22 protein-coding genes are annotated in these 25,578 nt (G+C 72.7%); 12 read left to right on the plus strand and 10 right to left on the minus strand.

The features are described 5' to 3' along the window. Nucleotides 1-4 precede the first annotated feature (4 nt). On the minus strand, nucleotides 5-1,183 hold the full coding sequence (locus ACZ64A_RS03395; RefSeq protein WP_469807906.1) for a saccharopine dehydrogenase family protein: 1,179 nt from the start codon (nucleotides 1,181-1,183) through the stop codon (nucleotides 5-7). Between the two features lie 123 nt (nucleotides 1,184-1,306). Between ACZ64A_RS03395 and ACZ64A_RS03400 the strand changes: the two genes are divergently transcribed. From ACZ64A_RS03400 to ACZ64A_RS03415, 4 genes are all read left to right on the plus strand, one after another. Next, nucleotides 1,307-1,687: an MmcQ/YjbR family DNA-binding protein gene (locus ACZ64A_RS03400; RefSeq protein ID WP_469807907.1), complete on the plus strand. Its 381-nt coding sequence runs from the start codon at nucleotides 1,307-1,309 to the stop codon at nucleotides 1,685-1,687. A gap of 141 nt (nucleotides 1,688-1,828) precedes the next feature. After that, on the plus strand, nucleotides 1,829-3,061 hold the full coding sequence (locus ACZ64A_RS03405) for a CaiB/BaiF CoA transferase family protein (RefSeq protein ID WP_469807908.1): 1,233 nt from the start codon (nucleotides 1,829-1,831) through the stop codon (nucleotides 3,059-3,061). Further along, nucleotides 3,058-4,272, plus strand: a complete 1,215-nt coding sequence (locus ACZ64A_RS03410) for an acetyl-CoA C-acetyltransferase (protein WP_469807909.1) — start codon at nucleotides 3,058-3,060, stop codon at nucleotides 4,270-4,272. The genes ACZ64A_RS03405 and ACZ64A_RS03410 overlap by 4 nt, the downstream gene beginning before the upstream one ends. A gap of 51 nt (nucleotides 4,273-4,323) precedes the next feature. Then, nucleotides 4,324-6,504 (plus strand): 3-hydroxyacyl-CoA dehydrogenase NAD-binding domain-containing protein, encoded by a 2,181-nt coding sequence (locus ACZ64A_RS03415; RefSeq protein ID WP_469807911.1) that lies wholly within the window; start codon nucleotides 4,324-4,326, stop codon nucleotides 6,502-6,504. A gap of 33 nt (nucleotides 6,505-6,537) precedes the next feature. Here the strand turns inward: ACZ64A_RS03415 and ACZ64A_RS03420 are convergent, their stop codons facing one another. Next, on the minus strand, nucleotides 6,538-7,236 hold the full coding sequence (locus ACZ64A_RS03420) for a MerR family transcriptional regulator (RefSeq protein ID WP_469807912.1): 699 nt from the start codon (nucleotides 7,234-7,236) through the stop codon (nucleotides 6,538-6,540). Nucleotides 7,237-7,490: 254 nt separating this feature from the next. Here ACZ64A_RS03420 and ACZ64A_RS03425 point away from each other — a divergent pair, with 254 nt between their 5' ends. Both ACZ64A_RS03425 and ACZ64A_RS03430 read left to right on the plus strand, forming a co-directional pair. Then, on the plus strand, nucleotides 7,491-8,948 hold the full coding sequence (locus ACZ64A_RS03425) for an amino acid permease (protein ID WP_469807914.1): 1,458 nt from the start codon (nucleotides 7,491-7,493) through the stop codon (nucleotides 8,946-8,948). Nucleotides 8,949-8,991: 43 nt separating this feature from the next. Beyond that, nucleotides 8,992-9,468 (plus strand): macro domain-containing protein, encoded by a 477-nt coding sequence (locus ACZ64A_RS03430; protein WP_469807915.1) that lies wholly within the window; start codon nucleotides 8,992-8,994, stop codon nucleotides 9,466-9,468. A 122-nt stretch (nucleotides 9,469-9,590) separates the two neighbouring features. Here the strand turns inward: ACZ64A_RS03430 and ACZ64A_RS03435 are convergent, their stop codons facing one another. Then, complete coding sequence (locus ACZ64A_RS03435; protein ID WP_469807917.1) at nucleotides 9,591-11,084, minus strand: M1 family metallopeptidase; 1,494 nt, start codon at nucleotides 11,082-11,084, stop codon at nucleotides 9,591-9,593. Nucleotides 11,085-11,297: 213 nt separating this feature from the next. On the opposite strand from ACZ64A_RS03435, the gene ACZ64A_RS03440 reads away from it, so the two are divergent. Next, a complete protein-coding gene (locus tag ACZ64A_RS03440) occupies nucleotides 11,298-13,241 on the plus strand; it encodes a Xaa-Pro dipeptidyl-peptidase (protein ID WP_469807918.1) in 1,944 nt (647 codons plus the stop codon). A 13-nt stretch (nucleotides 13,242-13,254) separates the two neighbouring features. Here the strand turns inward: ACZ64A_RS03440 and ACZ64A_RS03445 are convergent, their stop codons facing one another. Next, nucleotides 13,255-14,208, minus strand: a complete 954-nt coding sequence (locus tag ACZ64A_RS03445) for an FAD-dependent oxidoreductase (RefSeq protein ID WP_469807919.1) — start codon at nucleotides 14,206-14,208, stop codon at nucleotides 13,255-13,257. A 66-nt stretch (nucleotides 14,209-14,274) separates the two neighbouring features. Here ACZ64A_RS03445 and ACZ64A_RS03450 point away from each other — a divergent pair, with 66 nt between their 5' ends. Beyond that, nucleotides 14,275-15,282 (plus strand): oxidoreductase, encoded by a 1,008-nt coding sequence (locus ACZ64A_RS03450; RefSeq protein ID WP_469807920.1) that lies wholly within the window; start codon nucleotides 14,275-14,277, stop codon nucleotides 15,280-15,282. 62 nt (nucleotides 15,283-15,344) lie between these two features. Then, nucleotides 15,345-16,982, plus strand: a complete 1,638-nt coding sequence (locus ACZ64A_RS03455) for an ABC-F family ATP-binding cassette domain-containing protein (RefSeq protein WP_469807922.1) — start codon at nucleotides 15,345-15,347, stop codon at nucleotides 16,980-16,982. Nucleotides 16,983-17,035: 53 nt separating this feature from the next. Here the strand turns inward: ACZ64A_RS03455 and ACZ64A_RS03460 are convergent, their stop codons facing one another. From ACZ64A_RS03460 to ACZ64A_RS03475, 4 genes are all read right to left on the minus strand, one after another. Beyond that, nucleotides 17,036-17,608 carry a putative glycolipid-binding domain-containing protein gene (locus tag ACZ64A_RS03460; RefSeq protein ID WP_469807923.1) on the minus strand — a complete coding sequence of 191 codons (573 nt, stop codon included), beginning with the start codon at nucleotides 17,606-17,608 and terminating at the stop codon, nucleotides 17,036-17,038. Nucleotides 17,609-17,674: 66 nt separating this feature from the next. Further along, nucleotides 17,675-20,074, minus strand: coding sequence for a Tex family protein (locus ACZ64A_RS03465; protein ID WP_469807925.1), 2,400 nt, complete (start codon nucleotides 20,072-20,074; stop codon nucleotides 17,675-17,677). A gap of 175 nt (nucleotides 20,075-20,249) precedes the next feature. Then, nucleotides 20,250-20,381 (minus strand): LPFR motif small protein, encoded by a 132-nt coding sequence (locus ACZ64A_RS03470; protein ID WP_361629254.1) that lies wholly within the window; start codon nucleotides 20,379-20,381, stop codon nucleotides 20,250-20,252. A 171-nt stretch (nucleotides 20,382-20,552) separates the two neighbouring features. Next, on the minus strand, nucleotides 20,553-21,422 hold the full coding sequence (locus tag ACZ64A_RS03475) for an SCO6745 family protein (RefSeq protein WP_469807926.1): 870 nt from the start codon (nucleotides 21,420-21,422) through the stop codon (nucleotides 20,553-20,555). A gap of 129 nt (nucleotides 21,423-21,551) precedes the next feature. Between ACZ64A_RS03475 and ACZ64A_RS03480 the strand changes: the two genes are divergently transcribed. Then, nucleotides 21,552-22,511, plus strand: a complete 960-nt coding sequence (locus tag ACZ64A_RS03480; RefSeq protein ID WP_469807927.1) for a GlxA family transcriptional regulator — start codon at nucleotides 21,552-21,554, stop codon at nucleotides 22,509-22,511. A gap of 28 nt (nucleotides 22,512-22,539) precedes the next feature. Further along, complete coding sequence (locus tag ACZ64A_RS03485) at nucleotides 22,540-23,175, plus strand: DJ-1/PfpI family protein (RefSeq protein WP_469807929.1); 636 nt, start codon at nucleotides 22,540-22,542, stop codon at nucleotides 23,173-23,175. Nucleotides 23,176-23,281: 106 nt separating this feature from the next. Here the strand turns inward: ACZ64A_RS03485 and ACZ64A_RS03490 are convergent, their stop codons facing one another. Next, on the minus strand, nucleotides 23,282-24,031 hold the full coding sequence (locus tag ACZ64A_RS03490; protein WP_469807931.1) for an enoyl-CoA hydratase/isomerase family protein: 750 nt from the start codon (nucleotides 24,029-24,031) through the stop codon (nucleotides 23,282-23,284). A gap of 313 nt (nucleotides 24,032-24,344) precedes the next feature. On the opposite strand from ACZ64A_RS03490, the gene ACZ64A_RS03495 reads away from it, so the two are divergent. Next, entirely contained in the window at nucleotides 24,345-24,854 is a 510-nt protein-coding gene (locus ACZ64A_RS03495; RefSeq protein WP_469807932.1) for an ATP-binding protein, read from the plus strand. A gap of 69 nt (nucleotides 24,855-24,923) precedes the next feature. Here ACZ64A_RS03495 and idi read toward each other — a convergent pair whose 3' ends face one another. Further along, nucleotides 24,924-25,520, minus strand: a complete 597-nt coding sequence (gene idi, locus ACZ64A_RS03500) for an isopentenyl-diphosphate Delta-isomerase (RefSeq protein ID WP_469807934.1) — start codon at nucleotides 25,518-25,520, stop codon at nucleotides 24,924-24,926. Nucleotides 25,521-25,578 lie beyond the last annotated feature (58 nt).

Below are 25,578 nucleotides of genomic sequence, written 5' to 3' on the forward strand. Positions count from 1 at the left end.
GGGTTCAACGCCGCGCGGCGACCCGGAAGACGATGCCCGCCGCCCGCAGCCGTTCGGTCAGCGCCTCGCCCATCGCCACGGCCGTGGTGACCTGCCCGGACGTCGGCGGCAGGTCGTCGAAGGCCAAGGACAGGGCCGCCTCGGCGAGGATCTTCGCGGTCTCGCCGTAGCCGGGGTCGCCGCCCGACACCTCGGTGAAGATCCGCCGGCCGCCGCCCTCGCCGACGAAGCGCACCCGGAACCAGCTGCGGGCCCGCTTCTCGGCGTCCGGCCCCTCGCCTGGACGCACCCGGTCCGACAACCAGCGCCGGGCGGGCGGCACTTGAGCGGCCACCGCGACTGCACTCACGGCCGCCAGGCCGCCGGCCGCGACCGGCAGCCGGCGCACGGCGGCGTAGTGGCGGTAGCGGAAGTCGGGCCCGTAGCGGTCCAGGGACCGCGCCGACCGCTGGACGACCTGTGGGTCGATGGTCGGCAGCGGCAGCGCCCAGGCACCGATCTCGCGCGCGTAGTGCGGCGCGCCGATCGGGGCGGTCGCCCGGCGGCCCACCAGCCGCGGCTCGTGCCGCGCGCGGTCCCGGGCCGCCGCCACCATCTGCCGCCCGCGCGCGAACTGGTTCAGCGCCGAGGCCAGCGTCCCGCCCGAGAAGGCCGCGTCGACGGACACGAAGCCGTCCACGGTCAGCGGCACGTCCGGCGGCAGCTGCCCCACGGTGAACAGCACGCCCAGGTCGTGCGGTACGGAGTCGAAGCCGCACGCGTGCACCAGACGCGCACCCGTCTCCCGCGCGCGAGCGTCGTGCCGGACGTACATCAGGTCCACGAACTCCGGCTCGCCGGTCAGGTCGAGATAGTCGGCGCCGGTCTCCGCGCAGGCGGCGACGAGCTGCTCGCCGTACCGGATGTACGGCCCGACCGTGGTCGCCACCACGCGCGCGTGCTCGGCGAGTTCCCGCAGTGACGCGGGGTCGGCGACGTCGGCCCGCAGCACACCGATCCGCTCGCCGCCGGGCAGCCGCTCCCGCAGCCGCTCCAGCTTCGACGTGTCGCGTCCGGCGACCGCCCAGCGCAGGTCCTCGGGCGCGTGCGCGGCGAGGTACTCCGCGGTGAGCGTCCCGACGAAGCCGGTGGCTCCGAAGAGCACGATGTCGTACGGACGGTCCGTCCCTTTTAGCCTGCTCATGACACCCCTCGGTTCGTTCGGCACCCGCTCGTGACACGCCCCGGTCCGCTCGGCCGCGCCGCTGTCGGTGGCCGAGGCTAGCGTGAGGAGTGCGCGAGCCGACGACGAGGCCGGAGGTGGCGGATGGCGGTGGCCGAAAGCGCGCTGCGGAAATGGGAGAGAGTGCGCGGGTTCGCCCTGTCCCTGCCCGGTGCGGCCGAGGAGTTCCCCTGGGGCGAGACGGTCGCCAAGGTGAACAGGAAGGTCTTCGCCTTCCTCGGTGTCACCGACGGCAGCCATCCCCTGGCCGTGACCGTGAAGCTCACGGACGAGGCGGCGCACGCCCACGCCCTGACCTCCCCGGGAGCCGAACCCGCCGGGTACGGCCTCGGCAGAGCGGGCTGGGTGCGCGTCCCCCTGGAGGGGGCGGGCGCCCCGGCCGCGGAGCTGCTGTGCGACTGGGTGGAGGAGAGCTACCGCGCCATCGCGCCCAAACGGCTCGTCGCGGAGCTCGACGCGGGGTGAGGCGGGCGCCGGGCGGGAGGCCGTTCGGGCGGCAGCTGTCCATAATTGGCTAAGCGCTTGCTCGTCCGGGTCTTGTGCCCGGTGGAACACGTTCTTAGCATCACTGGTGTTACATCGGTTGTGTCACAGCAAGGGGGCTGGATGGCCACGGCACCGACGACGCCCGGCGACGGTCCGGTCCCGACGCCCGGCGACGGTCCGGTCCCGACGCCCGGACCCGGACCGCTGACCGGCGTGCGCGTGGTGGAGCTCGCCGGTATCGGCCCCGGCCCGTTCGCCGCCATGCTCCTGGCCGACCTCGGCGCCGACGTGGTCCGCGTGGACCGGCCCGGCGGCCCCGGCCTCGGCATCGACCCGGCGTACGACGTCACCAACCGCAACAAGCGCTCGGTGGTCGTCGACCTCAAGGACCCGGACGGCCCCGAGCGCGTCCTCGCCCTGGCCGCCCGCGCGGACCTCCTCATCGAGGGCTACCGCCCCGGCGTCGCCGAGCGTCTCGGCGTCGGCCCCGAGGCCTGCCACGCCCGCAACCCCCGGCTGGTCTACGGCCGCATGACCGGCTGGGGCCAGGACGGCCCGCTCGCCGACCGCGCCGGTCACGACATCGGCTACATCGCCGTCACCGGCGCCCTCGGCATGATCGGCGGCCCCGACCGGCCGCCCCCGCCGCCGGCCAACCTGCTCGGCGACTACGCCGGCGGCTCCCTCTACCTCGTCGTCGGACTCCTCGCCGCGCTGCACCACGCACGCGCGTGCGGCACCGGGCAGGTCGTCGACGCCGCGATCGTCGACGGCACCGCCCATCTGTCGGCGATGATCCACGGCATGCTCGCGGCCGGCGGCTGGCAGGACCGGCGCGGCGCCAACCTCCTCGACGGCGGCTGCCCGTTCTACGGCACCTACGAGACCGCCGACGGCCGGTACATGGCGGTGGGCGCGCTCGAGCCGCGGTTCTACGACGCCTTCACGGACCTGCTCGGTCTCGCCGACGACGCCCCGGCCCGGCACGACGTCACCCGCTGGGGCGAGCTGCGCGAGGCGGTCGCCGCCCGCTTCAAGTCCCGCACCCAGGACGAATGGACGGCCGTCTTCGAGGGCTCAGACGCCTGTGTGGCCCCCGTGCTCTCGCTCCGCGAGGCCCCGCACCACCCTCACCTCGCCGCCCGCTCCACCTTCACCGATCACGGCGGCATCACCCAGCCGGCCCCCGCGCCCCGCTTCTCCGCGACCCCGGCCACCATCCGCAGCGGCCCCGCGCAGCCCGGCGCCGACACCGCGGACGTGGCCCGCGACTGGGACGTACCCGAACTGCTGCCCCCGCCGTCCTCCCGCCCCCAGCCTTCCTCCGACCCTCAGCGAAAGGCCTCCTCGTGAGCACCGAAGCGTACGTGTACGACGCGATCCGCACCCCGCGCGGACGCGGCAAGGCCAACGGCTCCCTGCACGGGACCAAGCCCGTCGACCTGGTCGTCGGCCTCATCCACGAGATCCGGGCCCGCTTCCCTGGCCTGGACCCGGCGGCGGTCGACGACATCGTGCTCGGCGTGGTCGGTCCGGTCGGCGACCAGGGCTCCGACATCGCGCGGATCGCCGCGATCGCCGCCGGCCTGCCCGACACGGTCGCCGGTGTACAGGAGAACCGCTTCTGTGCCTCCGGTCTGGAGGCCGTCAACCTGGCCGCGGCCAAGGTCCGTTCGGGCTGGGAGGACCTGGTCCTCGCGGGCGGTGTGGAGTCGATGTCCCGGGTGCCGATGGCCTCCGACGGCGGCGCCTGGTTCAACGACCCGATGACCAACCTCGCCACCAACTTCGTGCCGCAGGGCATCGGCGCCGACCTCATCGCCACCATCGAGGGCTTCACCCGCCGGGACGTCGACGAGTACGCGGCCCTGTCCCAGGAGCGCGCGGCCACCGCCTGGAAGGAGGGCCGCTTCGAGCGGTCCGTCGTCCCCGTCAAGGACCGCAGCGGACTCGTCGTCCTCGACCACGACGAGCACCTGCGCCCCGGCACCACCGCCGACTCCCTCGCGAAGCTCAAGCCGTCCTTCGCGGACATCGGCGAGCTGGGCGGCTTCGACGCGGTCGCGCTGCAGAAGTACCACTGGGTGGAGCAGATCGACCACGTCCACCACGCGGGCAACTCCTCCGGCATCGTCGACGGCGCCTCCCTCGTGGCCATCGGCTCGAAGGAGGTCGGCGAGCGCTACGGCCTCACCCCGCGCGCCCGGATCGTCTCCGCCGCCGTGTCCGGTTCCGAGCCCACCATCATGCTCACCGGCCCCGCCCCGGCCACCCGCAAGGCTCTCGCCAAGGCCGGGCTGACCATCGACGACATCGACCTCGTCGAGATCAACGAGGCGTTCGCGGCGGTCGTGCTGCGCTTCGTGAAGGACATGGGCCTGTCGCTGGACAAGGTCAACGTCAACGGCGGTGCCATCGCGCTCGGCCACCCGCTCGGCGCGACCGGCGCGATGATCCTCGGCACCCTCGTCGACGAACTGGAGCGCCAGGACAAGCGCTACGGCCTCGCCACGCTGTGCGTGGGCGGCGGCATGGGCATCGCCACGATCGTCGAGCGCATCTGACCTTCCCAACGGATCACCACGGCCATCACGGACCTTCACGGAGCAGCTTCCATGAGCACTGAGCCCACCACCATCCGCTGGGAACAGGACGACACGGGTGTCGTCACCCTCGTCCTCGACGACCCCAACCAGTCCGCCAACACCATGAACCAGGCGTTCCGCGACTCGCTCGCCGCGGTCGCCGACCGTCTGGAGGCGGAGAAGGACACCATCCGGGGCGTCATCGTCACCTCCGCCAAGAAGACCTTCTTCGCCGGCGGCGACCTGCGCGACCTCATCCGGGTCACCCCCGAGACCGCGCAGGACCTCTTCGACGGCGGCCTGGCCATCAAGCGCAACCTGCGCCGCATCGAGACCCTCGGCAAGCCGGTCGTCGCCGCGCTCAACGGCGCCGCCCTCGGCGGCGGCTACGAGATCGCGCTGGCCTGCCACCACCGCATCGCCCTGGACGCCCCCGGCTCCAAGATCGGCTGCCCCGAGGTCACCCTCGGCTTGCTGCCCGGAGGCGGCGGCGTCGTGCGCACCGTCCGGATGCTCGGCATCACCGACGCCCTGCTGAAGGTCCTCCTCCAGGGCACCCAGTACAACCCGCGGCGCGCCCTGGACAACGGCCTGGTCGACGAGGTCGTCGACAGCCGCGAGGAGCTGATCGCCCGGGCCCGCGCCTTCATCGACGCCCACCCCGAGTCCCAGCAGCCCTGGGACCGGCCCGGCTACCGCATCCCCGGCGGCACCCCGGCGAACCCGAAGTTCGCCGCCAACCTGCCCGCCTTCCCGGCGAGCCTGCGCAAGCAGACGAACGGCGCTCCCTACCCGGCGCCGCGCAACATCCTTGCCGCCGCCGTCGAGGGCGCCCAGGTCGACTTCGAGACCGCGCAGGTCATCGAAGCCCGCTACTTCGTGGAGCTGGCCGCGGGCCAGACCTCGAAGAACATGATCCAGGCGTTCTTCTTCGACCTCCAGGCCGTCAACTCCGGCGCCAACCGCCCGAAGGGCGTCGAGCCCCGCCTGGTGCGCAAGGTCGCCGTGCTCGGAGCCGGCATGATGGGCGCCGGCATCGCCTACTCCTGCGCCCGCGCGGGCATCGACGTCGTCCTGAAGGACGTCGCGCTGGAGTCCGCCGTCAAGGGCAAGGGCTACTCCGAGAAGCTGTGCGCCAAGGCCGTCGCCAAGGGCCGCACCACGCAGGAGAAGGCCGACGCGCTGCTCGCCCGCATCACGCCCACCGCCGACGTCGCCGACCTCGCGGGCTGCGACGCGGTCATCGAGGCCGTGTTCGAGGACACCGCGCTCAAGCACAAGGTGTTCCAGGAGATCGAGTCCGTCGTCGCGCCGGACGCGCTGCTGTGCTCCAACACCTCCACGCTGCCCATCACCACCCTCGCCGAGGGCGTCGAGCGGCAGGGCGACTTCATCGGGCTGCACTTCTTCTCGCCGGTCGACAAGATGCCCCTGGTGGAGATCATCAAGGGGGAGCGCACCGGCGACGAGGCCCTTGCCCGCGCGTTCGACCTGGTGCGGCAGATCAACAAGACGCCGATCGTGGTCAACGACTCGCGCGGCTTCTTCACCTCCCGTGTGATCGGCCACTTCATCAACGAGGGCGTGGCCATGGTCGGCGAGGGCATCGAGCCCGCGTCCGTCGAGCAGGCGGCGGCGCAGGCCGGCTACCCGGCCAAGGTGCTCTCCCTGATGGACGACCTGACGCTGACCCTGCCCCGCAAGATCCGTAACGAGACGAAGCGGGCCGTGGAGGAGTCGGGCGGCACCTGGGCGGGGCACCCCGCCGAGGCTGTCATCGACCGCATGGTCGACGAGTTCGGCCGCCCCGGCCGCAGCGGCGGCGCCGGCTTCTACGAGTACGACGAGAACGGCAAGCGGCTGCGGCTGTGGCCGGGCCTGCGGGAGCACTTCACCGAGCCCGGTCGCGAGATCCCGTTCCGCGACATGCAGGAGCGCATGCTGTTCTCCGAGGCGCTGGACACCGTCCGGCTGCTGGAGGAGGGCGTGCTGACCTCGGTCGCCGACGCCAACATCGGCTCCGTCTTCGGCATCGGCTTCCCCGGCTGGACGGGCGGCGTGCTGCAGTACATCAACGGCTACGAGGGCGGCCTGCCCGGCTTCGTGGCACGCGCGCGTGAGCTGGCCGAGCGCTACGGCGAGCGCTTCACGCCGCCGGCGCTGCTGGTGGAGAAGGCGGAGCGGGGGGAGACCTTCACCGACGGCCGCTGAGCCACCGGCCCGGACGCGCGCCGAGGGGGCGCCTCACTCCTCGGTGCCGTCCAGCCACTCCCGCAGTTCCTCGCGCAGCGACCGCTGGAAGGTCGTGAGGAGGGCCTGCACCACCAGGGGGTGCATATGGGCGGACAGCTCCTTCACGTCCTGCGGGCCGCGGTCGGCGACCGCGGCCCGCAGCAGCCCCGACAGCTCCCGCGCCGCCGCGCGGGAGTGCTCGATCAGCGCGCTGCGGGCGGCGAGCACCGTCTCCTGCGACAGCGGTACGTCCAGCAGCTCGACGCCCAGCCGGAGCAGCCCGGCGTCGACGCGGTGGCCGTCGCCGTCCTGAGCGATCACGTCCATGGCGGTCAGCCGCTGGAGATCCTCGTCGCTCAGCGCGCGGCCCGCCCGCCGCTCCAGCTCCTCCCGGCTCACCGACTCCACCGTGTCCGGCGCCCAGGACGCCACCACCGCGCGGTGCATCGCGAGGTCCCGGGCGCTCAGATCGGCCGGCAGCTGCCGCAGGTACCGCTCGATGGCCGCGAGCGTCATGCCCTGCCGCTGCAACTCCTCGATCAGTGCCAGGCGCGCCAGGTGACCGGCGCCGTAGCGGCCCACCCGGCGCGGGCCGAGGACGGGGGGCGGGAGCAGACCCTTGGTGCTGTAGAAACGGACCGTGCGCACGGTGACGCCCGCGCGGGCGGCCAGCTCGTCGATCGTGAGGGTCGGCTCCTCGGTGGTCGTCATGTGCAGCAGTATCACTGTCTCATCGGTGCTGTGACACCACTCGTGCCGGGAGTGGGCGGTACGTCGTGGCTGGTGAACGCGGTGTGAACCCCATGTGAGAAGAACCGCTCTGTGACATGGACCATCGCATGAGAAGTGATCTCTCTGGGAAGCTGCTGCCTTGGTCTGTGCCGTGAGGGGGTGGTGCGGGCCGACCCACACGTACGAGTCCCGAGGGCAACCCGCTCGGGCCGCACCAGAGAGTGGAACCACCCGTGAGCAAGGAAGCCGTGCACACGGCACAGGCCGCCGCCCACCCCGCGGCGACCGCTACGCCCGCGGACGCGGGCGACGCCGGTTACAGCAAGGACCTCAAGCACCGCCACGTCAACATGATCGCGATCGGCGGCGCGATCGGTACCGGCCTCTTCCTGGGCGCCGGCGGCCGGCTGCACAACGCGGGCCCCGCCCTCGCGCTGGCCTACCTCGTCTGCGGCATCTTCGCCTTCTTCGTGGTGCGGGCGCTCGGCGAGCTGGTCCTCTACCGTCCCTCCTCCGGATCCTTCGTGTCGTACGCGCGCGAGTTCCTCGGGGAGAAGGGCGCGTACGTCGCCGGCTGGATGTACTTCCTGAACTGGTCGACGACCGGGATCGCCGACATCACCGCGATCGCGCTGTACACGCACTACTGGAGTTTGTTCACGCCCATCCCGCAGTGGGTGCTGGCGCTGATCGCGCTCGCGGTGGTGCTCACCGTGAACCTGATCTCGGTGAAGATCTTCGGCGAGATGGAGTTCTGGTTCTCCATCGTCAAGGTGGTCACCCTGGTCGCCTTCATGCTGATCGGCATCTTCCTGCTGGCCACGCAGCACGAGGTCGGCGGTCACACGCCCGGCCTCGGCGTGATCACCGACCACGGCGGCGTCTTCCCGCACGGTGTGATGCCGGTCGTCCTGGTCATGCAGGGCGTGATCTTCGCCTACGCGGCGCTGGAGCTGGTCGGCGTCGCGGCCGGCGAGACCTCCGAGCCGGAGAAGGTCGTCCCGCGCGCGGTGAACTCGATCATGTGGCGCGTCGGTCTGTTCTACGTCGGCTCGGTCGTCCTGCTGGCGCTGCTGCTGCCGGGGTCGGTGTACTCCGGTGACCAGAGCCCCTTCGTGACGGTCCTGTCGAAGATCGGCGTGCCGGCGGCCGGTGACGTGATGAACCTCGTCGTCCTGACCGCGGCGATGTCCTCGCTGAACTCCGGCCTGTACTCCACCGGCCGCATCCTGCGCTCCATGGCGATGGCGGGCTCGGCGCCGAAGTTCACCCGCGTGATGAGCCGCAGCCAGGTGCCGTACGGCGGCATCCTGCTGACCTGCGGCATCTGCGTGCTCGGCGTGGGCCTGAACTACCTGATGCCGAGCCAGGCCTTCGAGATCGTGCTGAACGTGGCGTCCCTCGGCATCATCAGCACCTGGGTGATCATCATGATCTGCCACCTGGTGTTCGTGCGCCGGGCGAAGGCGGGCCTGGTCACCCGGCCGAACTTCCGCCTGCCGGGCAGCCCCGTCACGGAGATCGCCACGGTGGCGTTCCTGCTGGCCTGCCTCGGCATGATGTGGAACGACCCCGACGTCGGCCGCAAGACGCTGCTCCTGATCCCGCTGATCGCGGTCCTCCTGACCGCAGGCTGGTTCGCGGTCCGCCGCCGCGTCACCGAAAACACGGCCCACGAACTGCCCCAGTAGCACCATCCCAGCCACTGTCAGTGGCACGGCGTACGGTGGCGTCATGTCGGAGATCACGTATGTCCGGGGTGACGCCACCGTGCCTTCGGTCAAGGGCGTCAAGCTGATCGCCCACGTCTGCAACGACATCGGGGGCTGGGGCAAGGGCTTCGTCCTGGCGCTCTCGCGCCGCTGGCCGGAGCCGGAGACGGCGTACCGCGCCTGGCACCGCGACCGCGCGGCGAACGACTTCGGCCTGGGCGCCGTGCAGTTCGTCCAGGTCGAGCGGCAGCTCTGGGTGGCCAACATGGTCGGCCAGCGGGGCATACGCACGGGCAGCAAGGGCGTGCCGGTTCGCTACGAGGCCATCGACGCCGCGCTGGCCCGTGTCGCGGACCAGGCCCTCGAACTCGGCGCGTCCGTCCACATGCCGCGGATCGGCTGCGGGCTCGCCGGTGGGAAGTGGTCCCGCGTCGAGCCCCTGATCACCGAGCGGCTGGTGCGGCGGGGGATACCGGTCACCGTGTACGACCACGGGTGAGGTCCGCCTCCGGCGCGGCCGCGGGAGGTCCTTGCGCGGCCCACCTGGCTGCTGGTCGGTCGTGGCTGGTTGCGCAGTTCCCCGCGCCCCTTTCGGGCCGCGGGGAACTGCCGGGGCAAGGCTCAGTGGGAGTGGATCTCGTTCGTTGCCGCGATCTTCTTCCAGGACTTCGGCTGGGCCGGGGGCGTGGAAGACCTGGCGAAGGACTGCGCGTGGGCCGCCGGGGTGGCCGGCTTCGCCGGCTCGTACAGCCAGGTGTCGAAGAGGGACGCCAGCGGCTTGCCGGAGACCTGCTCGGCGTAGCGCTGGAAGTCGGCCACCGACGCGTTGCCGTAGGCGTACCGCTGCGGCCAGCCCTTCAGGATCCTGAAGAACGCGTCGTCACCGATCTCGTTGCGCAGCGCCTGGATGGCCAGCGCGCCCCGGTCGTAGACCGCGATGTCGAACTGGTTGTCCGGACCCGGGTCACCCGGCTTCACCGTCCAGAAGGCGTCGTCGGCCGGGTGCGAGGCGTACACGTAGTCCGCCAGCTCCTGCGCCGTGCCCTCGCCCTCGTGCTCCGACCACAGCCACTGCGCGTACCGCGCGAAGCCCTCGTTGATCCAGATGTCCTTCCAGCTCTTGAGCGACACGCTGTCGCCCCACCACTGGTGGGCCAGCTCGTGCACGACGACGGAGGTGTTGGCGCCGTTCGCGAACTGCCGCGGGCTGTAGTAGACCCGGGTCTGGGTCTCCAGCGCGTACCCCGTCGTCGTGTTGGGCACATAGCCGCCCGCCGACGAGAACGGGTACGGCCCGAAGTAGCCGCTCAGCCAGTCGACGAGCTCCCCGGTGCGCTCCACGCTGGCCCGCGCCGCGCCGTCGTTGTCGCCGAGGTCCTTGCTGTAGGCGTTGACGACCGGGACGCCGCCCTCGGAGGTGGATGTCGTGAGGTCGAACTTGCCGAGCGCCAAGGTGGCCAGATATGTCGCCTGCGGCTTGTTCTCACGCCAGTTCCACCGCGTCCAGCCGAGCTTGGAACTCGTCGACTGCAGCGTGCCGTTGGACAGGGCCTGGGTGCCGTCGGGCACCAGCACGGACACGTCGTAGGTGGCCTTGTCCAGGGGGTGGTCGTTGCTCGGGAACCACCACCAGGCCGATTCCGGCTCGTTCGCCCCGATGCCGCCGTCGGGGGTGCGGTGCCAGCTCGTGAACCCGTACGCCTTCTTCGACGACGGCACCCCGCTGTAGCGCACGACCACGGTGACCGCCGTGCCCTTGGGCAGTGGCGTCCTCGGCGTGACCACCAGCTCGTGCTCGCCCGACGTGGTGAAAGCCGCCTTGGCGCCGTTGACCCGGACCTCGCTGACGTCCAGCAGGAAGTCCAGGTCGAACCGGTTCAGATCCTGCGTGGTCCGCGCCAGGATCGTCGCCGTGCCCTCCAACTCGTCGGTCGCGGGCTGGTACTTCAGCCTCAGGTCGTAGTGGGAGACGTCGTATCCGCCGTTGCCGTAGGCCGGGTAATAGGGATCGCCGATGCCCGGGGCGCCGGGGGAGAAGCTCGCCGCCGATGCCGGGATCGCCAGCAGGACGGAGGCGGCGGCCAGTGCGCCCGGCGCGATGATTCTGCGGTGCACGAAAGCTCCAAGTCGTAGGGGACCGAAGTTCGTTCGAGCCTATTCAGTCCCTCCACCCCCGGTCATGTCCATGGCCCCTCCTGTCACACGATCGCCATTCAGCCGTCATGACCGAAGCCGCTCGACACTCCTCACCTTCTGCCCGCCCGGCATGGCCCAGCGGCCCCCGTGTGCGCTCTTCTGTACAGGAGTTGACCGATGTACCGTCCGCGCATGCCGAAACGCACGCGCTTCACGACCACAAGAACGCTCGTGACAGCCGCGGTCGCCGCCCTGGTGGCCGCCCTCCTCACCCCGGCCGCCGCGCACGCGACCCCGCGCGAGAGCCGGCCCGTCTACTCCTACGCGCACGCCATCCGCGAAGCCGTCTGGGTGGACACCGGATACGACGGCGACGGCGACGGCCGCACCGACCGCGTCGCCGCCGACATCGTCCGGCCGAGCGAACCCGCCGCGCGGGGCCGCAAGGTGCCCGTCATCATGGACGCCAGCCCCTACTACTCCTGCTGCGGCCGCGGCAACGAGAGCCAGAAGAAGACCTACGACGCCGACGGCCACGTCGTGCAGATGCCGCTGTTCTACGACAACTACTTCGTTCCGCGCGGCTACGCCGTCGTCGGCGTCGACCTGGCCGGCACCAACCGCTCCGACGGCTGCGTCGACGTCGGCGGCCGCTCCGACGTCCTGTCCGCCAAGGCCGTGATCGACTGGCTGAACGGCCGCGCGAAGGCGTACACCTCCCGCACCGGCGACACCACCGTGAAGGCCGGCTGGACCGACGGCCGCACCGGCATGATCGGCAAGAGCTGGGACGGCACCATCGCCAACGGCGTCGCCGCGACCGGCGTCAAGGGCCTGAGGACCGTCGTCCCGATCAGCGCGATCTCCTCCTGGTACGACTACTACTTCCAGCAGGGCGCCCCGCTGTACGACTCCGGCCCCGAGTGGCTGTCCGACTACGTCGACAGCCCCGACGCCCGCGCCCGCTGCGCCGCCGTCCAGCGAAAGCTCGTCGACGGCGCGCCCCGCAGCGGAGACCTGACCCCGCTGTGGACCGAACGCGACTACGTGAAGGACGCGAAGAAGGTCCGCGCGAGCGTCTTCCTCGTGCACGGCATGCAGGACCTCAACGTGCGCACCAAGCACCTCGGCCAGTGGTGGGACGCCCTCGCCAAGAACGGCGTCAAGCGCAAGATCTGGCTCTCCCAGACCGGGCACGTCGACCCCTTCGACTTCCGCCGCGCCGCCTGGGTCGACACCCTGCACCGCTGGTTCGACCACGAACTCCTCGGCTACGACAACGGCATCGACCGTGAACCGATGGCCGACATCGAACGCCGCCCGGACCAGTGGACCACCTCACCCCTCTGGCCGCCGAGCGGCACCCGGGCGACGACCCTGCGGCCCGCCCCGGGCGCCCAGCCCGGCGTCGGCACCCTCGGCCTGCGCCCGGCCACCGGCACCGCGACCTTCACCGACGACCCACGGCACAGCGAGACCGACTGGGCCGCGCAGCTCGACCGGCCGACCCCCGACAAGGCCGGCTTCACCACCGCGCCGCTCACCCGCGACCTGCGCCTGTCCGGCTCCTCGAAGGTCACCGTCACCGCGACGCCGACCACCGCCACGGCCCATCTGTCGGCGGTCCTCGTCGACGTCGGCCCGGCCACCATCCGCGACTACGCCGACGCCGCCGAGGGCATCACGACCCTCACCGAACGCACCTGCTGGGGCGCGAGCACCCCGGGCGACAGCGCCTGCTTCAAGGAGACACGGGCCAGGACCACCGACGTCGGCTACACCGTCGTCAGCCGCGGCTGGGCCGATCTCGGCACCTGGGCCGACCCCGGCAAGGGCGAGCCGCTCGTCCCGGGCCGGTCCTGCACGATCACCGTCGATCTGGCGGCGACCGACCACGTCGTACCGAAGGGCCACCGGCTGGCGCTGATCGTGGCCGGCACCGACAAGGACCTCATCGACCCGCCGTCCACCACCCCGACCCTCACCCTCGACCTGTCCCGGACCTCGGCCCGGCTCCCGCTCGTCGGCGGCGCCGGCGCCTTCGCCCGCGCCACGGCGGGAGCGGCCGCCCCGGCCCCGCACCCGGCCACGCTGGAGGGCGTGCGCGGGCCCCGGAACACCCCGCGCGTGCCCTGACCCTCATCCCGCCTCAGGAGGGGGCGGCCAAGCCGGCCGCCTCCTCCGCACAGCCCCACGCGACGGTGACGCCCCCGCCGCCGTGCCCGTAGTTGTGCACCACCACCCGCCCGTCCGGCCTGAGTTCGCGCTCCAGGCGGACCACGTCCCGGGCGGGCCGCAGCCCCACCCGGTGCTCCAGCACCCGCGCACCGGCCACCTCCGGCCGCAGCGCCGCACACCGCCGCACGATCGCCTCGGCCACGGCCGGGTCGGGCTCGGTGGACCAGTCGCCGTCCTGCGCGGTGCCGCCCAGCAGCAGACGGTCCCGGTGCGGGAACAGATACGCCAACTCGCCGCCGGCGGCGGTCGACACGAGCCAGGTGCGCACCCCGGGGTTCTCCACCACGACCAACTGCCCCCGCACCGGCCGCACCGCCGGATCGGGGACGAGCTCGCGGGCGCCCAGACCGGTGCAGTTCACGACGACCGCGGCCGGCACCCGGTCCAGACCGGACACCGCGCGCTCCTCGACGACCCCGCCCGCCGCCGTGAACCGCCGCCGCAGCCACGGCAGATGAACCGCCATGTCGATCAGCGGCAGCCGCGCCCACACCCCCGACCCGGCGTACTCCTCCTTCGCCGAGGCGCGCAGCGCCGGCAGCCGCGCGGCAGCCCACCCGGTGACCTCGTCCAGCTCCGTCTCGCCCAGTACCCCTTCGACCAGGCGTACGCCGGTCGCCTCCGGGCTCTGTGCCAACTCCTCGTACACGTCCAGGGAGCGCAGCGCCCACCTCCGCGCCGACGCCACCGGCTTGATGTGGTACGGCCACCACAGCGCGCCGGCGACCGCCGAGGTCGTCCGCTCCACCGGGTCCCGCGTCCACACCCGCACCCGCCGGCCGCGCTCGGCCAGGACCAGGGCGGTGGTCAGCCCCACGACACCGCCGCCGACCACGATCACGTCGTCCCCGCGCTCACTCTCCACACCGGGACGGTAGCGGAATGTGTCATGCCGCGCTCACATCGGTGACGGCGCGGGAATACTCACCCCATGTCTGCCGCGTACGCGACCTTCGGCCTGGCCCCGGCGACCCGCGCGGGCTCCGTCCTCGCCGACGGCGGCTACCAGGTCCACCGGGACTTCCTCGACTTCGTCGTGGACGGCCGCCCGCTGCTGTTCCGGCTCGCCGACCTGGACGCCGTCTCCCCGCTCGCCTCCGACGTGCCGCCCGCGATCTTCACGGAGCAGGTGCGGGGTCTGCTGCGCGAGGCCGACGCGCCGCTGCCCGGCGGGCGGTTCGTCATCTACGGCTGCCCCGAGTGCGCCGACCTGGCCTGCGGGGCGGTCACCGCGGTCATCGAGCACGACGGCGACGACTACGTCTGGCGGGACTTCGCCTGGCAGACCCGCGACGACGTCGATCTGGAACGCGACGGCTACCACGGCATAGGGCCGTTCCGGTTCCGCGGCGAGCAGTACCGGGCGGCGCTGGCCGCGCTGCCGGACACCGGGCGCCGACGCGTGCTCCTCATCGGCGCCCGCGTGGCCCTGCTCGCCAAGCTCGCCGCCGCGCTGCGCGCCATCGGCATCGGCGCCGACATCGCCCACGACGCGGACGGCGTGCCCGCCGAGGAACTGCGCGGCTACGGCGCCGTCGCCTTCGGCCGGGGCGTCGGAGACGCCGAACGCGCCGTCGTACGCCGCGCGTTCGAGGCCGCCGGGGTGCAGGCCGCGTACGTGGACGCCCTGACGCCGGTCGTGCCGCTGCTCGTGGCGCAGATCGAACAGGCACTGGACCAGGGACCCGCCGGGCAGCGCCGGCTGACCCGGCTGACCGCGGCCCGGGGCGAGGCGGCCGTCGAGGTCACCTCGACGTGCCGGGTGCGGCTGACGGCGTACCGCGTCGACCGGCTCTCGCGCACCCACACCCACGACATCTTCGACGGCGTCCTCGGCACCGGCGGCCATCGCATCCCGCTGGACCCCGGGACGGTCAAGGGGCAGTGCTGGATCGTGGCCCGGACCTCGGGCAACGTCCTGGTGGCGGCCCTGCGCTGACCGCCGCCGCACCCCCACGGGGCGCGTCGCCGTCACCGGCGGCCGTTAGGATCGGCGCCCTGATGACTGCCACTCTCGTCGCCAAGAACCTCGCCGCCGGGCACGGCGACCGCTCGCTCTTCTCCGGGCTCGACCTCGTCGTCGCGCCCGGAGACGTGATCGGGCTGGTCGGTGCCAACGGCGCGGGCAAGTCCACGCTGCTGACCATGCTCGCCGGGCTCGTCCCGCCCGAGCAGGGCGAGCTGCGCCTGTCCCCGCCGACGGCCACCGTGGGCCACCTCCCGCAGGAACCGGAGCGCCGGCCGGGGGAGAGCGTCCGCGAGTTCCTGGCCCGCCGCACCGGCGTCGCGGCCGCCCAGCGCGCCATGGACGAGGCCACGCAGGGGCTGGTCGACGGCGCACCGGGCGCGGACGACGCGTACGCGGTGAGTCTGGAACGCTGGCTCGCCCTCGGCGGCGCCGACCTCGACGAGCGCGCCGAGGAGGTCGCCGACTCCCTCGGCCTCGCCGTGGGCCTCGACCAGCCGATGACGTCCCTGTCCGGCGGCCAGGCGGCACGTGCCTCCCTCGCCTCGCTTCTGCTGTCGCGCTACGACGTCTTCCTCCTGGACGAGCCCACCAACGACCTCGACCTCGACGGCCTGGAGCGCCTCGAACGCTTCGTGAGCGGGCTGCGCGCGGCCACGGTCGTCGTCAGCCACGACCGCGAGTTCCTCACCCGCACGGTCACCAAGGTCCTCGAACTCGATCTCGCCCAGCAGCAGACCAACCTCTACGGCGGCGGCTACGACGCCTACCTGGAGGAGCGCGAGGTGGCCCGCCGGCACGCCCGCGACGACTACGACGAGTACGCCGACAAGAAGTCCGCGCTGGAGGACCGGGCGCGCACCCAGCGCTCCTGGATGGACAAGGGGGTGAAGAACGCCCGGCGCAAGGCGGGCGACAACGACAAGATCGGCCGCAAGTTCCGCAGCGAGGCCAGCGAGAAGCAGGCCGCGAAGGCCCGCCAGACGCAGCGGCTGATCGAGCGCCTCGACGTCGTGGAGGAGCCCCGCAAGGAGTGGGAGCTGCGCATGGAGATCGCCTCGGCCCCGCGCTCCGGCGCGGTCGTGGCGACCCTGCGGGACGCCGAGGTCCGGCGCGGCGACTTCACCTTCGGCCCGGTCTCCCTCCAGATCGACTGGGCGGACCGGGTGGCGGTCACCGGGGCGAACGGCGCGGGCAAGTCCACCCTGCTCGGCGCCCTGCTCGGCCGGGTCCCGCTGGACGCGGGACACGCCACGCTGGGCTCCGGCGTGCTGGTCGGCGAGGTCGACCAGGCGCGCAAGCTGTTCCACGGGACCGAGGCCCTGCTGGACGCGTTCTGCGCGGCCGTGCCCGACACCGAGCCGGTCGAGGTGCGCACGCTGCTCGCCAAGTTCGGCCTGAAGGCCGACCACGTGATGCGCCCGGCCGCGACGCTCTCCCCGGGCGAGCGGACCCGGGCGGCCCTGGCACTGCTCCAGGGCCGGGGAGTCAACCTGCTGGTCCTCGACGAGCCGACCAACCACCTCGACCTGCCGGCCATCGAGCAACTGGAATCCGCCCTCGACGCCTACGAGGGCACCCTGCTGCTGGTCACCCACGACCGCCGCATGCTGGACGCGGTCCACGTGACCCGCCGCCTGGAGGTCGCCGACGGCAAGGTGACGGAACGGTAGGGGTCCCGCCGCCGCGCAGGCCGCCGCCGGTGCGGCGGCCGCGCGCTGCTGTCTCACTCCGCGGCGATCCGCGTCGCCAGCTGCGGATAGTGGACGACGAACCCGTCCGCGTCGATCTCCAGGTCGCTGCGGAAGGAGCCGGAGGCGTACCGCACCCGGCCGCCTCCGCCGGACAGGCGGGCGAGGTGGGTGTAGGTCTGCCGGGAAGGCCGTACGACCAGGCCCGGCACCGAGACCCAGGCCATCAGGAACTCCTGTTCGCCCGCCGCCCGGTGCAGGGCGTGGCGCAGCACCGGCATGGTGTTGGTGAGCGGGCTCAGCCCGAGGTCGCAGTCGAGGGCGCCGGTCAGCTGGGGCAGCGGTTCGCCGTCGGCGCTCCAGCCGCCCCGGCCGTCGTGGCGCAGCTCCAGGGTGCGGGTGCGGGCGGCGGTCTCCGCGGTCACCCGCAGCCGCCGCGTGACGAAGTCCTCCGCGGTCTCCAGTTCGTAGGAGATCCAGTACGGCTCCGGCGTGGTGCCGACCGCTCGCCCCCGGGCGTGCAGGGCGCCCTGGCCGCAGTCGGCCCACGCCGTCTCGTACCCACCGCTCGCCGGTACGTCCCAGGTGAGCACACGCGAAGTGGTCATACGGCCACTGTACGAGCGCGCCCGGCCCCGCCCCTGCCGGAACGGAACCGGGCGCCCCGCAACGGCCTAGCGGCGGCCCTTCTTGTCGGCGCCCAGCAGGCCCGCGCGGCGCAGCGCGTCGGCCATGGCGCTGTTCGCCGGGGCCGGCGCCTGCCGGTCCTGCCGGCCACCTCCACCGGCACCGCCACCGCCGCCCCCACGGCCCTGGCGCTGCTGCGGCGGACGCCCGCCGCGCTGCCGGCCGCCGGCGGGGGAGGCGGACTTCTCCTGCGGGGCCGCCTCGTCGTCGAGCCGCAGCGTCAGCGAGATCCGCTTGCGCGGGATGTCGACGTCGAGGACCTTCACCTTCACGATGTCACCCGGCTTGACGACGTCACGCGGGTCCTTGACGAACGTCTTCGACATCGCGGAGACGTGCACCAGGCCGTCCTGGTGGACACCGACGTCGACGAAGGCACCGAAGGCCGCCACGTTGGTGACGACGCCCTCCAGGATCATCCCCGAGCTCAGGTCGGAGATCTTCTCGACGCCCTCCTTGAAGGTGGCCGTCTTGAAGGCGGGCCGCGGGTCGCGCCCGGGCTTCTCCAGCTCCTTGAGGATGTCGGTGACGGTCGGCAGACCGAACGTGTCGTCGACGAACTCCTGCGGCTTCAGCGAGCGCAGCACCGAGGTGTTGCCGATCAGGGAGGCGACCTCCTGCCCGGTGGTCTTCACCATGCGGCGCACCACCGGGTACGCCTCGGGGTGCACGCTGGAGGCGTCCAGCGGGTCGCTGCCGCCGCGGATGCGCAGGAAGCCCGCGCACTGCTCGTACGCCTTGGGGCCGAGCCGCGGCACCTTCTTCAGCTGGGCGCGGGAGGTGAAGGGGCCGTTGGCGTCGCGGTGCGCGACGATGTTCTCGGCGAGCCCGGAGGTGATGCCGGAGACACGGGCGAGCAGGGGCGCGGACGCGGTGTTCACGTCGACGCCGACGCCGTTCACACAGTCCTCCACGACCGCGTCCAGCGAACGGGACAGCTTCACCTCGGACAGGTCGTGCTGGTACTGGCCGACACCGATCGACTTCGGGTCGATCTTCACCAGCTCGGCCAGCGGGTCCTGCAGCCGGCGCGCGATGGACACCGCGCCGCGCAGCGACACGTCCATGTCGGGCAGCTCCTGCGAGGCGAACGCCGACGCCGAGTACACCGAGGCGCCGGCCTCCGACACCATCACCTTGGTGAGGTTCAGCTCCGGGTGCTTGGTGATCAGCTCACCGGCGAGCTTGTCGGTCTCGCGGGAGGCGGTGCCGTTGCCGATGGCGATCAGCTCGACCGCGTGCTCCTTCGCGAGCCGGGCCAGCTTGGCGATGGCCTCGTCCCACCGGTTCGCCGGGACGTGCGGGTGGATGACGTCCGTGGCGACGACCTTGCCCGTGGCGTCGACGACGGCGACCTTGACGCCCGTGCGGAAACCGGGGTCGAGGCCGAGCGTCGCGCGCGTGCCCGCCGGGGCGGCGAGCAGCAGGTCCCGCAGGTTGGCGGCGAAGACACCCACGGCGTCGTCCTCGGCGGCCGTGCGCAGCCTGAGGCGCAGGTCGATGCCGAGGTGGACGAGGATGCGGGTGCGCCAGGCCCAGCGGACGGTGTCCTTCAGCCACTTGTCGCCGGGCCGTCCGCGGTCGGCGATCCCGAACTTCGCGGCGACGATCCCCTCGTACGACGACGGGCCGTCCGTGGGCTCCTCCGGCTCCAGGACGAGGTCGAGGACCTCCTCCTTCTCGCCGCGCAGCATCGCCAGGATCCGGTGCGAGGGCAGCTCGGTGAACGGCTCGGCGAAGTCGAAGTAGTCGGCGAACTTGGCGCCCGCCTCCTCCTTGCCCTCGCGGACCTTCGCGGCCAGCCGGCCCCGCACCCACATCCGCTCGCGCAGCTCGCCGATCAGGTCGGCGTCCTCCGAGAACCGCTCGGTGAGGATCGCCCGGGCGCCGTCCAGGGCGGCCTGCGGATCGGCGACGCCCTTGTCCGCGTCGACGAAGGCCGCGGCGGCCGCGAGCGGGTCGACGGACGGGTCGCCGAGCAGCCCCTCGGCCAGCGGCTCGAGACCGGCCTCGCGGGCGATCTGCGCCTTGGTGCGCCGCTTGGGCTTGTACGGCAGGTAGATGTCCTCCAGCCGCGCCTTGGTCTCCGCGCCGCGGATCTGCGCCGCCAGCTCTTCAGTGAGCTTGCCCTGCTCGCGCACCGACTCGAGGATCGCCGTCCGGCGCTCCTCCAGCTCCCGCAGATAGCGCAGCCGCTCCTCGATCGTGCGCAGCTGCGCATCGTCGAGCATCTCGGTCGCTTCCTTGCGGTAGCGGGCGATGAAGGGCACCGTCGAGCCGCCGTCGAGCAACTCGACGGCGGCCTTCACCTGCCGCTCCCGTACGCCGAGCTCCTCGGCGATCCTGCCTTCGATGGACCCTACTTCGATGGATCCGGGTGTCGTCACGATCCCGTACCGCCTTCTCCACATCGGGTTGCGCGGCAATTGTGGCAGGCGGCACCGACATAGGGGATCAGGGCGTGGCCCCGGCGGGGCGGGATCGTGCCTCCGGGCGGGGACGGGAGGCGCGGGGCGGGCGGGCGGTGGTCACCACCGCGCCGGCCCGCCCCGCCCTGCGGGCTCAGGCCCCATGGCCCCGGGCCGTGCTCGAGGCGCCGCCGAAGAGGCGGGCCACGGCGCGGAACGGCAGTGTCACCACGGTGGCCACCGCCGAGCCGATCTGGCGCAGAACGTCTGCGATCGCACGGAACACGTACATCCCCTTTGCTCGTCCGGGTCGCTGTCCCGCACCGGGTACCGCGCCGTGCTGCGCCCATGCCCGGACCTGCGGCTCAGCCCTTGCCGGACCTGCGAGCCGGCAGCGGCCGGGCCGGGAGGTTCGCCCATGCCCGGGCCTGCGAGCCGGCTGCCGGCGGGCGGGGGTTCAGCCCTTGCCGAGCAGGTCCGCCGGGAAGGCGCCCGCGAAGGCGGTGGTGCGGGCGAAGGTGCCGGCGAGATCCGTCAGCCGTGCGACACCCTCCGCGCCCAGGTGCTGGTAGGGGGCCCGGTCCAGCCGGTCCGTCTGCTCCTCGATGTCCGCGCGCAGCGCCACACCCCGCTCGGTCAGTTCGCCCGACGCGTCGAGCAGACCGCGCTCACGCAGCCGCCCCTGGGCCGCGTCCCAGTCCGCGCGCGTCCAGCCGCGGGTGGTGAACACCCAGGACGGCGCCATGCCCTTGCCCGTGGCGGTGTGGGTCACCACGGCCTCCAGACCGTCCAGCTCGGCCGCCAGCAGCGCGGCGAGGTGCCCGTCGCCCCGGTGCTCGCGCAGCAGCGTCGCCGCGTGCCAGAGAGCCAGGTGCGGCTCCTTCGGCACCGGCAGGTCGGCGTGGGCGGCGTACAGCGGCCGCCCGGGGCGGGAACAGGCCTCGGCGGCCCGTAGCGCCAGCCCTGCCGCCTCGGCCATCTCCTGCGACGCGATCGTCTCCTTGCCCAGCAGCCGGCGCAGCGCGCCGTCGACGGCACGCACGCGTGCCGCGAGCACCTCGGCCGGCGCGGCCGTCTCCCACACCGCGGGCACATGCTCGGCGACCAGGTCGTAGCGGTAGTTGTAGAAGGCCGCGGCGACGGTGCCGGCGCCCACCGGTCCGAGCGCCGCCGAGCGGACGGCGAAGTTGACCGCCCGGGGGTGTGTGACTCCCAGGGAGGCGAGTTCCTTGCCCAGTTCGGGCGCGAAGTAGTGCGTGGCGTGCAGCGTGTTCAGCGCGTTGTGGCAGTGGCGTCCGGCGCGCGGCGGCAGGAGGGCGGTAGTCATGGGCGTGCACGTTACCGACCAGTCGGTATCCGACTCCAGCCCCGCGCACCCTCCGCCTCGGACCGCATGGCAGAAAAGGTGGGAAATTCGTCGTTGCCGCCATCACGCCGCTGCCGAAGAATCGTCGGCATGGCGCAGCGAACCGTTCTCTTCGTGCTCTTCGACGGCGTGCAGAGCCTCGATGTCACCGGCCCCCTGGAGGTCTTCGCGGGCGCCGGGAACCACACGCCGGGCAGTTACCGCCTGCGTACGGCGTCCCTGGGAGGCGCCCCCGTGCGCACCTCCAGCGGCCTGCTCCTCGTACCGGACGAGGCGCTGGAGGACACGCCCGACCCGCACACCCTGCTCGTCCCGGGCGGGCAGGGCACCCGCAGCCCCGACGCGCGGCTGGTCGACTGGCTGCGCCGGCACGGACCGCGGGCGCGGCGGCTCGTCTCCGTGTGCACGGGCGCGATCCTGCTCGCCCGGGCGGGTCTGCTGGACGGCCGGCGCGCCACCACGCACTGGGCGTACTGCGGCACGCTCGCCCGTGACCACCCGGCCGTCCAGGTCGACCCCGACCCCATCTACGTCCGGGACGGTCATGTGCACACCTCCGCCGGGGTCACCTCCGGCATCGACCTCTCCCTCGCCCTGGTCGAGGAGGACCTCGGCCGGGACGCCGCGCTCGCCATCGCCCGCCACCTCGTCGTCTTCCTGCGCAGGCCCGGCAACCAGGCGCAGTTCAGCGCCCAGCTCGCCGCACAGACCGCCGCCCGTGAACCGCTGCGCGAGGTGCAGCAATGGATCACCGAGCATCCGGACGGCGATCTGGGCGTGGAGGCGCTCGCGGCCCGCGCCCGGCTGTCGCCACGGCACTTCACGCGCGCGTTCCAGGCCGAGACCGGCACGACACCGGGCCGCTATGTCGACCGGGTCCGTCTGGAGCACGCCCGCCGTCTGCTGGAGGACACCGGCGACGGCGTGGAGGAGGTCGCCCGCGCCAGCGGCTACGGCACCCCGGAGGCCATGCGGCGCGCCTTCGTCAAGGCCCTCGGCGTCTCCCCGGCGGAGTACCGCCGCCGGTTCCGCCCCGCCACCGTCCGCTGAACCGCCACCACTTGCCGAAAGGGACCTCATGCAGATCGCCATGGTCGTCTACGACCGTTTCACCGCCCTCGACGTCGTCGGGCCCTACGAGATCCTCAGCCGCCTGCCGGACGCGCACGTCGACTTCGTCGCCGAGGAACCGGGCGCCGTCCGCACCGACACCGGCTTCCTCGCCGTCACGGCCGACCGGGCGCTGCGGGAGGTGCCGAGCCCCGACGTCGTCGTGGTGGCGGGCGGCCCCGGCACCTTCGACCAGGCGGGGAACGAGGCCCTGGCGGAGTGGCTGCGCACGGCCGACGCGACCAGCACCTGGACGACCTCGGTGTGCTCCGGCTCGCTGCTGCTGGCCGCCGCCGGCCTGCTGCGCGGCCGGCGCGCGACGAGTCACTGGGCCGCGCTGGACCTGCTGCGGCAGTACGGGGCCGAACCGACGGGACAGCGGGTCGTCTTCGACGGCAAGTACGTCACCGCGGCCGGGGTCTCCTCCGGCATCGACATGGCGCTCGCCCTGGTCGGCCGGATCGCCGGCGACGAGCACGCGCAGGCGGTCCAACTGCTCACCGAGTACGACCCGCAGCCTCCCTACGACGCCGGGTCACCCGAGAAGGCGCCCGCGCATCTCGTCGAGGAGTTCCGCACCGCGAGCCGTTTCGCCCTCACGTGAGGGCAGAGCGTGACGCGCAGACCGGCGCGACGCGAGGACCGGCGTGACCCGAGAATCGGCATGACCCGGGGATGTGCATGACGTGAGGGTCAGCACGACCTGAGGGTCAGCCCGACGTGGTCCACGTGAAGCGCGGCGCCCGGCGCTCCAGGAACGCGGCGACACCCTCCGCGGTGTCGCCGCTGCCACGCGCCTGCTCGGCCCAGTGCGCCTCGCGGTCCGTGCGGCCGTTCGCGAACTCCTTGGCCGCGGCCTGCGTGAGCTGGGAACGAGCGGCAAGGACCCGGGTGAACTCGGCGATCCGCTTGTCCAGTTCGCCCTCCGGCAGCAGTTCGTCGACGAGCCCGGTGCGCAGGGCCCGCTCGGCGTCGATCAACTCACCGGAGAAGAGCAGGTACTTGGTGGTCGCCGGTCCGACGAGCGCGGCCAGCCGGCGGGTCGCGGAGGACGGGTAGACGATCCCGAGCTTCGCGGGCGTCACCCCGAACAGGGCCCCCTGCTCCGCGAACCGCAGGTCGCAGGCAGCGGCCAACTGCGCGCCGCCGCCCACGCAGTGACCCCGCACCGCGGCCAGCGTCGGCTTGGGAAACGCGGCCAGCGCCTCCTCGGCGAGCACCGCCAGGCGCTGGGCCTCCTCGGCGGAGCCCTGGAGCGTGGAGATGTCGGCGCCCGCACAGAAGGTGCCGCCCGCGCCGGTCAGCACCAGCACCCGCACGTCCGGATCGGCGGCCAGGGTGTCCAGCAGCGGGGGCAGCGCCCGCCACATCGCCGCCGTCATGGCGTTGCGCTTGGCCGGATGGCTGATGACGACGGTGGCGACCGCGTCGGTGACGCTGTGCTGCAGCTCGGGCTCCATGGCCGGATGCTATCGGCGCCGCCGCCCCGGGCCGGAGTGAGACCGCGCACGGGGGCGAGGTGAAACGTCCCACGCTGGGCGAAGACCCGGCGGACGCCCGGGGCGTGCGGGCCGTGCAGAACCCGTACAACCCGAAGAGTTCCGGAAGGCGGCACGACCGCGACACGAGCAGTCCCACATCTGACCGTGTCATACGCCAACGGTCACAAATGCTCGATATGCGTCTACTTCTGGTCAGCCGGGTGGAGGGGAGCGACGCGTTCTCAACACTCGACGTGTGGTGACAATCGAGCGCAGAGGTGGCGACCGGACGATGGACGATCACGGGCGCGGGTCCGCCCCCCGCCCGGCGGGCGGGACGGACGTCCCCGCCGGCCCGCCGGGACCGGGCCCGCTGCCGTACGAAGGCGTGTGGCGGTTCACCGCCCCCGCCGTCGACGCCTCGGTACCGCAGGCCCGGCACGCCGTGCGGGACCTGCTGTACCGCCAGGGCGTCCCGGTCACGTCCGACCTGTTGCAGGGACTGCTGCTGATCGTCTCGGAGCTGGTGACCAACGCCGTCCGGCACGCGGCGCTGCTCTCGCCGATGCTCGCGGTGGAGGTGGCGGTCGGCGCCGAATGGGTGCGGGTGTCCGTGGAGGACAACCACCCCTACCGCCCGACCGCCCTGGAGGCCGACCACGGGCAGCTCGGCGGACGCGGGCTGCTGCTGGTCCGCGAGATCACCCGGGAGGGTGGCGGGGTGTGCGACGTCGAGCACACGGCGAGCGGCGGCAAGGTGATCTGGGCGGCCCTGCCGCTCACGCCCGCGCGCGTGCCGTAACGTTCCGCGGCCGGCCCGGCGGCGCGCGCCCACCGGACGGGGGCGGCGCTCACCGGACCGGAGCGGTCCTCACCAGCCCGCGCTCGGGCCCGTCAGCTCCCTGACCGCCGGACGCGCCGCGTCCAGCACGGTCATGAACCAGGCCGAGAACGTGTCCTTCGCGTGGCGCTCGGCCAGCTCCGCCGGGGTCACGAAGGCCGTCGCGCCGACCTCCTCCGGGTCTGGGCGCAGCGGGGACTGCACGAGCCCGACGAACAGGTGGTTGTACTCCTGCTCCACCAGGCCCGACGCCGGGTCCGGGTGGTTGTAGCGCACCGTGCCGGCCTCGGCGAGCAGCGACGGGGACACCCCCAGCTCCTCGTGGGTACGCCGGGCGGCGGCGGCGAAGGGCGCCTCACCCGGGTAGGGGTGGCCGCAGCAGGTGTTCGACCAGACGCCGGGGGAGTGGTACTTGCCGAGCGCCCGCTGCTGGAGCAGCAGCCGGCCGGTCTCGTCGAACAGGAACACCGAGAACGCCCGGTGCAGCTGCCCGGGAGGCTGGTGGGCGGCGAGCTTCTCCTCGGTGCCGATCGTCACGCCGTTCTCGTCGACCAGCTCCAGCAAAATCGCGTCCGCGGTGCCGTTCGACGACGAGGTGTGCGTCGCGGTGGCAGGTGTGATCGGCATACCCATCCTTCGCATCGTCCTACGGGCCCCAGTCTGCCGTACATTTCCGGCACTCCCG

The sequence above is a fragment of the Streptomyces sp. NPDC104814 genome, assembly GCF_055583185.1.

Bases quoted from the DNA above. Each gene is read 5' to 3' on its own strand.
- ACZ64A_RS03480 (WP_469807927.1), top strand. From the start codon at position 21,552: ATGGCGCAGCGAACCGTTCTCTTCGTGCTCTTCGACGGCGTGCAGAGC.
- ACZ64A_RS03495 (WP_469807932.1), top strand. From the start codon at position 24,345: ATGGACGATCACGGGCGCGGGTCCGCCCCCCGCCCGGCGGGCGGGACG.
- ACZ64A_RS03475 (WP_469807926.1), bottom strand. From the start codon at position 21,422: ATGACTACCGCCCTCCTGCCGCCGCGCGCCGGACGCCACTGCCACAAC.
- ACZ64A_RS03440 (WP_469807918.1), top strand. From the start codon at position 11,298: ATGCCGAAACGCACGCGCTTCACGACCACAAGAACGCTCGTGACAGCC.
- ACZ64A_RS03420 (WP_469807912.1), bottom strand. From the start codon at position 7,236: ATGACGACCACCGAGGAGCCGACCCTCACGATCGACGAGCTGGCCGCC.
- idi (WP_469807934.1), bottom strand. From the start codon at position 25,520: ATGCCGATCACACCTGCCACCGCGACGCACACCTCGTCGTCGAACGGC.
- ACZ64A_RS03460 (WP_469807923.1), bottom strand. From the start codon at position 17,608: ATGACCACTTCGCGTGTGCTCACCTGGGACGTACCGGCGAGCGGTGGG.
- ACZ64A_RS03405 (WP_469807908.1), top strand. From the start codon at position 1,829: ATGGCCACGGCACCGACGACGCCCGGCGACGGTCCGGTCCCGACGCCC.
- ACZ64A_RS03395 (WP_469807906.1), bottom strand. From the start codon at position 1,183: ATGAGCAGGCTAAAAGGGACGGACCGTCCGTACGACATCGTGCTCTTC.
- ACZ64A_RS03450 (WP_469807920.1), top strand. From the start codon at position 14,275: ATGTCTGCCGCGTACGCGACCTTCGGCCTGGCCCCGGCGACCCGCGCG.
- ACZ64A_RS03415 (WP_469807911.1), top strand. From the start codon at position 4,324: ATGAGCACTGAGCCCACCACCATCCGCTGGGAACAGGACGACACGGGT.
- ACZ64A_RS03485 (WP_469807929.1), top strand. From the start codon at position 22,540: ATGCAGATCGCCATGGTCGTCTACGACCGTTTCACCGCCCTCGACGTC.
- ACZ64A_RS03430 (WP_469807915.1), top strand. From the start codon at position 8,992: ATGTCGGAGATCACGTATGTCCGGGGTGACGCCACCGTGCCTTCGGTC.
- ACZ64A_RS03455 (WP_469807922.1), top strand. From the start codon at position 15,345: ATGACTGCCACTCTCGTCGCCAAGAACCTCGCCGCCGGGCACGGCGAC.
- ACZ64A_RS03490 (WP_469807931.1), bottom strand. From the start codon at position 24,031: ATGGAGCCCGAGCTGCAGCACAGCGTCACCGACGCGGTCGCCACCGTC.
- ACZ64A_RS03400 (WP_469807907.1), top strand. From the start codon at position 1,307: ATGGCGGTGGCCGAAAGCGCGCTGCGGAAATGGGAGAGAGTGCGCGGG.